Raw genomic sequence first — 12,746 nt, forward strand, 5'->3', positions numbered from 1 at the left:
GGCGGGCCGCTCACACGGGACGCACACGCCGCTGACACGCGGGCACACGGCGCCCCCGCTCGGTGGGCGGGCCCGGTCAGCCGTGTGCGAGGATCGTGGAATGGACGGGGGTACACGGCTTCGGGTCACACTGCTCGGCGCCTGCCAGGTGTCCCGCGACGGCACCGTCCTGCCCGTACCGGGCGCCCGGTTGCGGGCCCTGGTCGTACGGCTGGCACTCGCCGGCGGCCACCCGGTCGGACCGAGCGGCCTCATCGAGGCGATCTGGGCCGAAGAACCGCCCACCGACCCGCCCCACGCCCTCCAGGCCCTCGTCTCCCGGCTGCGCCGGACCCTCGGCTCCGCCGACGCCGTCACACAGCACGCGGGCGGCTACCGGCTGGCCGTGGACGCCGCCGACGTGGACGCGCTGCGGTTCGAGCGGCTCGCCGCGGAGGGCCGTGACCGGCTGCGCGCCGCCGATCCGCGGTCCGCGGCGGCGGTGCTCGGCGAGGCGGTGGCGTTGTGGGACGACCGCCCCGGCACCGAACCCCCGGCCGTCTCGGCGGTGGCACCCGCCCTCGCGGCCCGGCTGGCCCACGCCTCGGCCGAGGCCGTCACCGACCTGGCGGATGCCGAACTGGCCCTCGGCCGCGCCGACATGGCCGCCGACCGGCTCGCCCCGCTGCTGGCCGAAGACCCCGTCCACGAGCGCGCGGCCGCGCTGCTCATGGACGCGCTCGCCGCCCAGGGCCGCCAGGCCGAGGCCCTCGCCCTGTACGAGCGGGTCCGCGAGCAGTTGGCCGACACCCTCGGCACCGACCCCGGCGCCGCCCTGGGCGAACGTCATCTGAACCTGCTGCGCGCCGAGCGGCCCGCCCCCGGCGCCCCGCGGGTCCGGCGGGACAACCTGCCCGCGCCGCTGACCAGTTTCCTCGGCCGGGACGACGACCTCGCCCGGATCGAGGCGCTGCTCACCGACGGACGCCTGGTGACGGTGCTCGGTCCCGGCGGGGCGGGCAAGACGCGCCTGGCCGTCGAGGCGGCCCGCCGCCACCGGGACGCGTACCGCGACGGCGTCTGGATGGTCGACCTCGCCTCCGTCACCGAGCCCGCCAAGGCCGGTGCGGCGCTGCTGGCCGCGATCGGGCTGCGCGGCTCGGCGCTCTTCGACGCCCCGGCCGGGCTGCGCGGCGCACCGGCCGACGAAGTGGACGCCCTGGCCGACCAGTTGGGCGGACACGAAGCGCTGCTCGTGGTGGACAACTGCGAGCACCTGGTCGACGCCGTGGCGCATCTGATCGTGGCCCTGCTGGCCCGCTGCGCCGCGCTGCGGGTGCTCGCCACGAGCCGGGAGCCGCTGGCGGTCGACGGCGAGGCGCTGGTCCCGCTCGGCCCACTCGCCCTGCCGGAGCCGGACGCGGAGCTCGCGCCGGCCCGCCGTACGGCGTCGGTGCGCCTGTTCACCGAGCGGGCGGCGGCCGTACGGCCCGGATTCGGTGTCGACGAGCACAACCTCACCGAGGTGCTGCGCGTCGTGCGCGGTCTGGACGGCATGCCGCTCGCCCTCGAACTGGCCGCGGCCCGCCTGCGCACGCTCTCGCTGACCGGCCTGGCCGCCGGGCTGTCGGACCGGTTCCGCCTGCTCACCACCGGCAGCCGGACCGCGCTCCCCCGGCACCGCACCCTGCGCGCGGTCATCGCCTGGAGCTGGGACCTGCTCGACCCGGACGCCCGCACGGTCGCGGAGCGGATCTCCGTCCTGCCCGGCGGCGTCACGGTGGCCTCGGCCACCGCGCTCCGCGACGGCACCGCGGTGCCCGCCGCCGATGTCCCGGAGCTGCTCGCGGACCTGGTCGACCGGTCGCTGCTGCACCTCGCACCGGACACCGGCCGCTACCGGATGCTGGAGACCATCCGCGAGTACGGTCTGGAGCGCCTGGCCGAGCAGGGCGCGCTGCCCGGCGTACGGGACCGGGCCGCCCGCCACTTCGCCGAACTGGTCGCCCACCACGACCCGTTGCTGCGCGGCCCCGGCCAACTCCCCGCGCTGCACGCGCTGCACACCGAGTACGACAACGTGCTCGCCGCCCTGCGCCACCTCTGCGACACCGCCGACACCGGCGCGCTCTCCCTCGCGGTGGACCTGATCTGGTACTGGCAGATGCTCGGCCGGCACCGCGACGCCGCCCACTGGCTGGGCGAGGCGGTCGCGCTGCCCGCCGGAGGGCCGAGCCTGACCCGCGACATCGCCGAGGGGCTGCTCGCGCTCAACGTCTCCGCCACCCGGGGCGCGTCGGCCGACGACTGGTTCGAAGAGCGGCGCGACGGACTGCGGGCGCTCAACCGCCGGTTGCTCGACCATCCCCGGCTGCCGGGCCCGAGCGGGGTGCTGACCGCGGTCTGGCTGGCCTCCCTCACCGGCGCCGAGGTGCCGCCGGGCGTCCTCCAGCGACTCGTCGAGGGGCCCGATGTGTGGGCGGCCGGTATGGCGTGCCTGGTCCGGGCCCAACTCGCCGAGAACGACGGCTGTCTGGACCGGGCCCGTGACGATCTGCGCGTCGCGCTGGAGTGCTTCACCCGGGCGGGCGACCGCTGGGGCCTGGCCAGGGCACTGCCGATGCGCGCGCTGGTACGGCAGTACGACGGCGATCTCGACGGCGCGCTGGCCGACGTGACCGATGCCAAGCGGCTGGCCCGCGAGTTCGGTTCGCTCGGCCTCAGCGACGAGATCTTCGTCGATCTCCGCCTGGTCGATCTGCGGGTACGGCTCGGTGAGACCGCGCGGGCCGCCGAGACGATCGCCGTGGCACGGGAGCGCGCGCTGCACTCGTCGACGCCCGAGACGGCGGTCCTGCTCGATGTGCAGGAAGCCGCCCTGCGGACGCGGACCGGCGAGCTGGTCCGGGCGCGCGAACTGGTCGAGTCGGTCGAGGCTGGGCTGTCCGCACACCACCTGTTCGACGGCGACCAGGGTCAGGCCCTCGTCAGCACGGCGCGGGGCGCACTCTGTCTCGGACTCGGTGACGCGGCGGGCACGGAGGACGCGTTGGTCCGGGCACACGCCGCCGCGGCCCGCAGCGGGGACATGCCGCTGGTGGCGTCGGTCGCCGTGGCCGTGGCCGGCCTCGCCGCGCTGCACGGGGACCACCGCGAGGTCGCCGTCCTGCTCGGCGCGGCGTCCCGGCTGCGCGGCGCCCACGACCGCACCGACCCGCAGGTCCGCGCGCTGAGCGAGCGCGGCCGGGCCGCGCTCGGCGACGAGCGCTTCGCCGAGGCGTACGGGCAGGGCCGTCGGCTGGACATGGCGGCGGCCCTGGTCCGTACCGATCCGACGCGGCCGCGCGGAGCCCGGCGGACGCCGCACGACGCCCGGCACTCGGGCTGACGCTCGCTCCGGCCAGGATCCCGGCGCGCGGCTCCCGGCCTCCCTCGGCTCCGGCGGGGTGGTTCCGACGCCGTCCGGCGCCGGGCGACCGGCGCCGTCAGCCCACCAGCCGTCGGCGCCAGTCGAGCGCGGTGAGGTGGATGGCCCGGCCCGGATCGCCGTCCCAGGCGGTGGTCAGTCCGACGGCTTCGAGCGCGGCCGCCACCTCGCGCCCGACCGCCGCGGTGGTCTCCTCCGAGCCGTCGAAGCCGCCGTACAGAAGCATCAGTCCGCGGCCCACGGCGGCGGAGTCGGTGCACTGGGTGTGGAAGTAGACGAAGCCGCGGGCGCCGGGCGCCGCCTCGGCGCCGATCTCCGCGTTGCCGCAGGAGCGGCAGCAGGTGAAGTTCTCCCGGGCGGTGATACCGGCGGCCTCCAGCGCGGTGAAGGCACGGGTGAGCCGCTCGGGGTCCGTCTCACCCTCCCACCCGGCCTGCTCCTCGACGCGCTCCAGCCACATCCGGTCGGCCAGCGCCTGCGCCTGCTCCCGCGAGAGGGGACGGCGGTCCTCGGTGACCAGGTAATCCTCGGCCAGCTCGGCCAGTTCCGCGCGCGAGGCGTAGCCGCCGACCAGCACCTCCCGTACCCGCCCCTCCAGTTCGGCGCGCTCGTCCGCGCCGAGGGCGGGCGGCGGCACGTCCCGCGCGGGCCCCATGTCGAGCAGGCGCCACTCCAGTCCCGCGTCCCAGCCGGTCTCCTGGCGGGCCCAGCCGGCCATCGCCGCCGACACGGCTTCGGGCCGGTCCGCCAGGACCTGGAAATGCCGGTCGGGGGCGCCGTCGCGGTGTTCCAGCGTGTAGTCGCCACCGGCCTCGTGCCAGACCTGGACGAAGACGTCGGGCAGGTCGGGTATCCGCTGGACGACCAGGAACCCGTCGCCGCCGATGCGCCGCACCAGCGCGGCCAGTTCCCCGGCGGACACACGGAGGTGCCGCTCCTGGTTCTCCGTCTTCACCACGATCTCGAGCATGCACAGACTCTGGCACACCCCACTGACAACGCCCCACTGACACGGTCCCGCTGACACGGTCCCGCTGACGAACTGCCCGGTGGTGTCACGCCGCCGGTGGCGCGGCGGCCGGCTCCTGCCCGCGGCGGGTGCGCCGGCACCAGAGCGCGGTCGCCGCGAGTCCGGCCAGGACGGCCGCTCCGACCGCTCCGCCCTTCAGCAGGCCGGGCGGCCGGAAGTCGCAGCTGACGGAATCGGCTGTGCCGTCCAGGGGCACCGCGATCAGGCCGAGGTAGGCGGCGGGGCGCGCGGGGCCGTCACCGGCCGAGCACCTCCAGCCCTTGATCCGCGGAATCGCGAGGATCGCCGTGCCGTTGCTGCCGGCCGGTATCCGGGCGGTGACGGAGTGCCCGCCACCTGGACCTGGGTGGCACCGGTGGCGCTCAACTGCTGCACGGCCCGCTCCAGCCGGCCGGGGACGAGACAGCCGATCGGCTGCTCCGGTAGGCCCAGCCATCCGGTGTGGCGCAGCTCGACCCGGACCTTCCCGGAGGCCGGTACGACGCCGATGCTCCGGAGCGGGGGCCGGACGGCGGGCAGCTTCCCGGCGAACGCCACCGGCCGGCCGCCGTTCATGGTCGCGGAGCCGTTGAACGTCAGCGCCGAGAGGTACGCCCGGCTGCCCGGCGTACAGGTGGTGGTGAGGGTGACCGGTCCCCTTCCGCCGCGGGTCCTGGTGATCGGCGCCGGCGGATCGTAGACACGGGCGCCGAGCAGCATCTCCTGGTTGGCGAAGACGGAGGTGCCGAAGCGCCGAAGCGTGTCGTGCCGTCCGGCAGGCGCAGCCGGGGACGGACGGTGACCAGCGGCGGTACGGCGGTGGTGGCGGCCCGCGGCACCTTGCCGGACCCTCCCGCCGGATCCTGGACCAGGCGGATGCGCGTACCGACGGAGAACAGGGCATCGGTCACGGGGTTGTCCAGGCTCACCAGGCGCCGGCCCTTGGCGAAGTAGCCGTAGCCCAGCGAGGTCAGCGTGTCCTGGGTGGCCTGCGCGGTCAGGCTGCTGTAGTAGCCGCCGCTCCGGCCGCCGACGACCATCTAGTCGTTGCGCCCGGGGTCCTCGCCGGGATCGGTGCGCGAGCGCGGCCAGTCGTCGGCGGCGGCGACGGCGTCCGCCACGGCCCGTTCCTGCCCGCCCAGCCGCGGCGACCAGGATCTGTGCCGCGGTTCCGGTTGCGCGACCCGCATCCCGGCCACGGCCGTCTCGCCCGCCTGGGCGGTCACCAGGAGGGCGACGGCCACCACCGGCAGGACCCGGGCCCCCGCGCCGCCAGGGCGAGGGCGGCCAGGACCGCCAGGACCGCGGCGAGCGCGGCCGGCCGGGGCAGGCCGTCCGCGGTGGACAGCCAGGCCGCGATCAGCAGCAGGCCGCACAGCACGAAGGCCTGGCGGTCGGGGACGCCGTTGGGCTCGGCGCCCGCGTGCCAGAGCAGGTGGGTGGGCCGCCGGTGCAGCAAGAGCGCCACGAGGCAGATCGCGGCCGGCCAGCCGAACCGCGTCCGGGCCGGCAGGGCGCGGCGGAACGGCATGGCCAGCGCCAGCGCGAGCGCCGGGGTGCCGATGTACAGCGCGGGTGACTCCGTGCTGCTGGTGGCGGGCAGCAGCCGGACCAGCAGGACGACACCGGCGCCGATGGTGGCCAGGTAGGCGGTGTAGAAGTTCGACACCCGGGCCAGCCCCACGACGAGCGGCCCCAGCACGGGGTGCCGCCCGCCGCGCGCCCACTCGCCGACCAGGCACAGCAGCGGGGACACGAGCAGTCCGTCCAGCCACATCGGTACGTAGGCGCCGTTGTCCACTCGCCGTCGGCGCCGCCGAGCAGCACCTTGCGCCAGTAGGCGTGGAAGGGCACGTACTGCGTGCCCATGTCGACGACGTTGCGGCTGTACGGGCCCAGCGGATGGCTGCCCGTGAGCAGATTCCCCAGGCAGAACACCACGCACGTCAGCACACCGGCGCCGAGGGCCGCGCGCAGCGGCACGCCGGCGCGCGGCCGGTCAGCCAGGGCGCGAAGCCGGTCAGCCAGGGCGCGGATCCAGGCGGGGAGGCGGCCGGAGCCGCGCCCGCCGGAGCCGATCTCGCGGCCGTCGCCGGGTGCCGGACGGCCGGACGGGGTTCGGACGGTGGCGGACACGGTTCCTCTTCTCGGGAAGGTGGTGCGGGCCCTCGCGTACGGGAGGCGGGGCGTCCGCCGCGGGGCCGGGATGTCCGGGCGCTCGCCGAGGACGGCCGCCCCGTGCCCCGCCGGTGCGGGCCGTCAGGACCGGGACGCCGCCTCGCGCAGGCCGCGAGGGAGTATCCGCCGCAGCGGTGTGCGCCGCTTGCGACCGCCGGGCAGCTCCAGCTCGGTCAGCCGCTCGGGGTCGAAGTACGCGGCGTACGGCCCCCCTCCTGGGCCGCGCCCGCATCCCGCGCAGCCTCCGACAGCACTCGTACGGCGCCCGGCCGCAGCCAGGGGTACCGGGCGGGCTGCATGCCGTACCCGACCGCTTCCAGCAACGGCTGGAGGGTGGCCGGGGCCTCGGGCGGCCGAGGGGCGGCACCGGCTTCGAGTTCGGGGACGATGTGGTCGACGATCACCAGCGGCACGCGGTTGCTGTTCTCGTAGGGCGCGAGCCGCCGCAGCACCGTCCCGGTGCCGACGCGGGCGGTGGGGATGCGGTGGTGGACCGCGGCGGTGAGCATCGCGCGCTCGCACTGCCGGTGGCCCGTTACGGCCGCCGGGCACAGGGCACTCGCCGGTCATGGCACTCGTACGGAGCACACAAGGCATACAGCGCACGCGCGGTCACGGTCCGGGGCCGGCCGCGGCCCTCGGTATCGGTGCGGGTGTCGGTGTGGCGGCGGGCGCGGTGGCCGCGGCCGGTCTCCTGCTCGGCAGGAAAGCGGCCACGATCGGCAGGCTCGGCAAGGGACACCCGCTCAAGCACCGCGCACTGGACCTCGCGGCCGGAGCGATACAGCCGAAATACCCGCTCGACGCGATGAGCACGTATCTCAACGGCTTCCACCTGTACGCCGACGACATGGGGCGGCAGGTCGAGGCCACGCACTTCTGCATCCACCTCCGCCCCGACCTGCACCAGTGCGTGATCTTCGACCGCAACGCACCGGACGCCCGGCTGATCGGCATCGAGTACATCATCAGCGAGGAACGCTTCCGCGGTCTGCCCGAGGACGAGAAGCGGCTGTGGCACAGCCACCACTACGAGGTGAAGTCCGGCAGCCTCACCGCCCCCGGCATCCCCGACCTGGCCGAACACGCCTACTTCGAGGATCTCGTCACCACCTACGGGAAGACGTTCCACACCTGGCAGTACGACCGCGACGACTTCCCCTACGGCATCCCGCAGCTGATGATGGGCTTCACCCAGGACGGCCAGGCCGCGGACGAGATGATCCAGGCCCGGGACGACAGGCTCGGCATCTCGACCTCCCGCAAGCGGCGCAACCGCGAGGACATCCCCACGCCGGAGGTCGCGCCGGGCGCCAACGCATGGGAAAGCGGCCGCACGGTGCAGACACGTATCGAGGAGACGGAGTTCAAACGCTGAGGTGAAGGCGTCCGGCCGGACAGCTCATGAGCCGTGGTGCTGGTCTTCGGCCGTGGCGGTCAGACGTCTCGCCTCCGGGGGAACGGTGGCAGGGCGTGACCCGGCAGCCGTACACGACGTGAATACACCGGCAAAGTGCCGTCCGCGGGAGCGGGCTCGGTGTAGCACTCCAGAAGCAGTTCGCCCCGCAGGTCGTCGAGTTCGTCGGGCGAACCCTCCAGCAGAGCATCGGCCCATACGTCGACGGTCGCGTCCTTCAACGCCTGGTTCGGAACCCGCCGGAATTCCCCGGGACCCAGCACCGTCCATCCCGGCTCCCCGTCCGCGCGGAACAGCAGCCGCCACCAACACGGCCGCCAACAGGGCTCCTTCAACGAGGACCAGCTCCCGATCTCGTCATATGCCTTGTACGTGACGGCGTACCACCCTACGCCGCCCGGTCGACGGGCTGCGTCCTGGGACGACGCGCCGACCGGGAGCCGGCGCCCTTGCGAGATGATGGGGCGGCCGAACGATCCGAAGACCTGTAGGACCTGCCTCCGCACCCCGGCCGACGGGTGCGGAGGCAGTCATCGACTGGAGCCGCATGCCCGCCCGCCGCAGTCTCGCCGTCGTCCTCGTCGCGTTCGCCGTCGTGCCGGCAGGCGGCTGCTCGGACCGGAAGGGGCCCCCTCCCGCCTCGGCGGCGGTCCCCACCTGGGACGGCAAGGCGGAGCAGGAGGACGCGCTCCGGAGCGCCGAACAGGCTCTGAACGCCTCGGAGATCGAGGACTCCGCACGCGTCGACGAGGGCATGGCGGCCCTGCCGCAGGGGCTGGACAGGACCTTCGCCGCCGAGGGACGGCCCCACACCTTCGACATCGCCTGTCAGGCTCCGGGCCCCCGCTCGATCACGCTGACCCTGGACCAGGGCACCGCGAGGAGCGAGTGGGAGGTGACGTGCGGAGACCTTGAGGCGGACCAGTTCAACATCCCCTCCGGTGTCCGCTTCGCTGCCCGCGTCCCGCCGATGGGACCGGACGCCCAGGGGCTGGTGCTGTGGCGGTTCAACGCCGTGGACCCCGGCGACGTGAGCGGATGCGAGGACGACATCGAGGGATGCGAGGACTGAGCGGTGCCCGCGCCGCCGGTCCCGTCGAGTCGAGCGGTGTGAACCGTGTGAACTGACGCCCCGCACACCTCTGTTGACAACCGGCCCACCACCCCCGCTCCCGCCTGCGCGTTCGCGATGCGACGCGGCGCATTCTGTGAACGTCGTGGAACGTCCACTGAGGAGGTCCTGTTCGGCCCGCGGGTCACTAGCTTGGCGCGGTGTTTCCCATCCCCCATCTTGGAGGCATCGTGTCACGATTGCCGATAGTGGCGCGGACGGCCGCCGCGGCGGCCTGTCTGGCCACGGTGGCCGCGCTGGCCGCGGCTGTTCCCGCGGCGGCCGACCCACATCCCAGGACGTCCCTGGGAGCCGGCGGGTCGGCTCCGGCGGGCGCGCACCGGCTCGGTGTGACGGCGGCCGGCCGCACGATCGACGTCGCGCTGTCGCTCAGACCGCACGACGAGGCCGGGCTCGACGCGTTCGTCGCGTCGGTCAGCGACCCGGCGTCACCGCACTACCGCCACTACCTCACCAGCGCGCAGTACAACGAGCGGTACGCGCCCCGGGCGTCCGACGTCGCCGAGGCGAGCGCCTTCCTGAAGTCCAACGGACTGCGTGTCACGAAGGTTTCGGGCAACCGGCAGGTCATCGACGCGACCGGCACCGCCGAGCAGGTGCAGACCGCGTTCGGCACGTCGATCGGCGACTACACCGACGCCGCGGGCAGGCACTTCTACGCGAGCGACAAGGCGCCCTCCGTGCCGTCCGCGCTCGCGTCCACCGTGCGGGCGGTGACCGGTCTGACCGACCGGCCGGTGGCGCACCGGGCGGGCGGCGGACCGGCCGGGCACAGCGGCAGGACACCGGGCGGCAGGCCCGCGAGCGGTCCCGCCGGTCCGTCCGGCCCCGCCGGCGGGTACACGCCGGCCCAGTTCCGCACCGCCTACGGCATGAAGAACCTGTCCGCGTCGTACAACGGCTCGGGGCAGACCGTCGGACTGATCGAGTTCGACGCGTTCAAGCAGTCCGACATCGACGCGTGGACGAAGTACTTCGGCCAGCCGTCGGTGAACGCGCGGGTGGTCCCGGTGAACGGCGGTGTCCGCAGCCCGGGGAACGACCAGCTCGAAGTCACCCTGGACGTGGAGTCGGTGGCCGCGACCGCGCCGAACGCCGCCCAGATCGTGTACGAGGCGCCCAACTCGGACAACGCCTGGGTCGACGAGATGGCGAAGATCGCGAGCGACAACCAGATCACCGTGCTGTCCGGCTCATGGCTCAACGGCGAGAAGTGCGAGTCGGCGCCCATCCAGGCGTCGCACGACTCGTACACCCAGATGGTCGCGCAGGGGGTCACCCTGCTGTCGGCCTCCGGTGACTGGGGGGCGACCGGCTGCGGCTACCAGGGCGACAACTCCACGGTGCAGGCCGACTATCCGCCGAGCGACCCGCTGTTCACCGGGGTCGGCGGCACGCAGCTGCGGACGAGCGACAGCGCCGGCACATACCAGTCGGAATCCTGCTGGAACCAGGGCGGCTCCGGCAACACCCGTTCCGGCGGCGGCTATTCGCAGATCTTCGCCAGGCCCGACTGGCAGCCCGGTACCAACAAGTACCGGTCGGTGCCCGATGTGGCGCTCGACGCGGACTACGGCGCCGGCGCCGTGTCGGTCTACATGAACGGCGGCTGGCAGGACGTCGGCGGGACCAGCGCCTCGGCGCCGCTGTGGGCCGGCTACATCGCCATGGTGAACCAGAAGGCCGGGGCCGCGGGCAAGGGCAACCTCGGCGCGATGAACCCGACGATCTACGCCGTCGCACAGTCGTCCCGGTACGGCTCGGCGTTCCACGACGTCACCACGGGCGACAACGGCACGTACCAGGCGGGCACCGGCTACGACCTGTGCACCGGCTGGGGCTCGATGCAGGGCGACAACCTCGCCGACCCGCTGATCGACGGCGCGACCCCGCCCGCGGCCGACGACTTCTCGATCAGCGCCGGTCCGCAGTCGGTGAGCGTCGACCCGGGCAAGTCGGTGACCACCACGATCAGCACCGAGGTCGTCAAGGGCAGCGCGCGGACCGTGGCGCTGTCGGCGTCCGGGCTGCCCGCGGGTGTGACCGCCGGCTTCGACCCGGCGTCGGTGACGGCGGGCGGCTCCTCCACCCTGACGCTGACCGCGGCGTCCTCGGCGTCGCCGGGACGGAGCGACGTCACCGTGACCGGCAAGAGCGCCGACACGACCCACGGCACCCCGGTGTCGCTGACCGTCAACGGCTCCGGGCAGGACGACTTCTCCATCGGCGTGAACCCGGGTTCGGCGACGGTGACCGCCGGGCAGTCGGCGACCGCGACCGTGAGCACCGCGGCCGCGCCGCAGGGGGTCCGTCACCCGGCGGCCGGAACGAGCGACGGCACCACGGCGACCCACGGCGTCGGCCCGGCGGTCGTGGGCGGCAGCCCGACCACGGTCGACAAGTACCCGTTCATGATCTCGATGCGCAGGAACGGCAGTTCCTTCCCCGGGCAGCAGTCGTGCAGCATGGCGCTCACCGGTCCGCACACGGTCGTCGGCGCGGCGCACTGCTGGCTGGAGAACTCCGGTGACAAGTGGTTCGTGTACGGGGCGACCGACCTGAACGACACCGGGTTCCGCGCCGACATCAAGAGCGTGTGGACCGACCCGGACTACCAGGGCTGGCAGACCGGCCACGACGTCGCCGTCTTCACCCTGGCGCAGGACGTCCCGGTGCCGTCCGGCATGGTCTACCCGACGATCGCGACGGACACCTCGGTCAACGCCCCCGGCACGATGGGCAAGGGCATCGGCTGGGGCAGGACCGGCGCCACCACGTACTCCGACGTGCTCCGCACGGTCGACCTGCCGGTGGCCGCGGACTCGGCGTGCGCGCAGCAGCCGGTACTGTCGTCGAACTGGAAGGGCGACGGGTCGATGCTGTGCACCGGCTACGCGGACGGCCACGCGGGGGTGTGCGTCGGCGACAGCGGAAGCCCGTTCCTTGAAGGCAACCAGATCGTCGGGTTCTTCTCCTGGATGTCCAACAACTGCGACACATACGGCGTGTACACGCGCGTGACGACGTACGCCGACGAGATCAAGGCCCATCTGCCGGGCAGCACCCCGCCCGCGGGTGACATCGCACTGTCGGTGAGCGGCCTGCCCTCGGGCGCGACCGCGAGCTTCGATCCGTCGTCGGTGAGCGCGGGCGGCTCGTCCACGCTGACGGTCGCCACGAGCGCGTCGACGCCCGCGGGGACGTACAAGCTGACGGTCAGCGGCAAGAACGCGACGGCCGGCCATGACGCCGCGTTCACGCTGACGGTCCAGGGCGGAACACCGACAGCGGTCACGGTGCAGGACCCCGGCTTCCAGTTCACCCAGCACGGAACTCCGGTCGGTCTGCAACTGCGCGCGAGCGGCGGGAGCGGGACGTACACCTGGTCGGCGACGGGTCTGCCGCCGGGGCTCTCGGTCGACAGCCGGACCGGTGTGGTCAGCGGCACCGCGTCGCAGGCGTCGAAGATCTTCGACGTGACGGTGACGGCCACCGACAGCGGCGGCCGGAGCGGGAAGGCGGGGTTCAGCTGGTTCGTCTACTGAGGGGTACCGGGGGCTGCCCTGACCTCCTCGTGGCGTGAGGGGCTGACCGGTGGTTCGCC

The 12,746-nt window shown here is 73.9% G+C and carries 9 protein-coding genes; 5 read left to right on the top strand and 4 right to left on the bottom strand.

The genetic code is table 11. The annotated features are described in order from the left end of the window. Positions 1-100: 100 nt before the first annotated feature. Positions 101-3,367 (top strand): BTAD domain-containing putative transcriptional regulator, encoded by a 3,267-nt coding sequence (locus A8713_RS03190; RefSeq protein WP_064531314.1) that lies wholly within the window; start codon positions 101-103, stop codon positions 3,365-3,367. A 97-nt stretch (positions 3,368-3,464) separates the two neighbouring features. Here the strand turns inward: A8713_RS03190 and A8713_RS03195 are convergent, their stop codons facing one another. Further along, the gene (locus A8713_RS03195; protein WP_064531315.1) at positions 3,465-4,376 is read right to left on the bottom strand and encodes a DUF6891 domain-containing protein; all 912 of its coding nucleotides are present in this window, start codon (positions 4,374-4,376) and stop codon (positions 3,465-3,467) included. Between the two features lie 385 nt (positions 4,377-4,761). Here A8713_RS03195 and A8713_RS34045 point away from each other — a divergent pair, with 385 nt between their 5' ends. Continuing rightward, positions 4,762-5,115, top strand: coding sequence for a hypothetical protein (locus A8713_RS34045; protein ID WP_237305292.1), 354 nt, complete (start codon positions 4,762-4,764; stop codon positions 5,113-5,115). 340 nt (positions 5,116-5,455) lie between these two features. Here the strand turns inward: A8713_RS34045 and A8713_RS34050 are convergent, their stop codons facing one another. The 3 genes from A8713_RS34050 to A8713_RS03215 form a co-directional block, all read right to left on the bottom strand. Next, a complete protein-coding gene (locus tag A8713_RS34050) occupies positions 5,456-5,659 on the bottom strand; it encodes a hypothetical protein (RefSeq protein WP_237305293.1) in 204 nt (67 codons plus the stop codon). Then, on the bottom strand, positions 5,638-6,216 hold the full coding sequence (locus A8713_RS34055) for a hypothetical protein (RefSeq protein WP_064531318.1): 579 nt from the start codon (positions 6,214-6,216) through the stop codon (positions 5,638-5,640). Before A8713_RS34055 ends, A8713_RS34050 begins: the two co-directional genes overlap by 22 nt. A 550-nt stretch (positions 6,217-6,766) precedes the next feature. Next, positions 6,767-7,102, bottom strand: coding sequence for a hypothetical protein (locus tag A8713_RS03215; RefSeq protein WP_064531319.1), 336 nt, complete (start codon positions 7,100-7,102; stop codon positions 6,767-6,769). Positions 7,103-7,254: 152 nt separating this feature from the next. Here A8713_RS03215 and A8713_RS03220 point away from each other — a divergent pair, with 152 nt between their 5' ends. The 3 genes from A8713_RS03220 to A8713_RS03235 all read left to right on the top strand — a co-directional run bounded on the left by A8713_RS03220 (position 7,255) and on the right by A8713_RS03235 (position 12,687). Further along, positions 7,255-7,971, top strand: coding sequence for an OBAP family protein (locus A8713_RS03220; protein ID WP_237305294.1), 717 nt, complete (start codon positions 7,255-7,257; stop codon positions 7,969-7,971). 586 nt (positions 7,972-8,557) lie between these two features. Further along, entirely contained in the window at positions 8,558-9,082 is a 525-nt protein-coding gene (locus A8713_RS03230; RefSeq protein WP_064531321.1) for a hypothetical protein, read from the top strand. A gap of 230 nt (positions 9,083-9,312) precedes the next feature. Further along, positions 9,313-12,687 (top strand): trypsin-like serine protease, encoded by a 3,375-nt coding sequence (locus A8713_RS03235; protein WP_159393067.1) that lies wholly within the window; start codon positions 9,313-9,315, stop codon positions 12,685-12,687. The last annotated feature ends 59 nt before the right edge of the window (positions 12,688-12,746 follow it).

This window comes from Streptomyces sp. SAT1 (assembly GCF_001654495.1).
Lineage (GTDB): Bacteria > Actinomycetota > Actinomycetes > Streptomycetales > Streptomycetaceae > Streptomyces > Streptomyces andamanensis.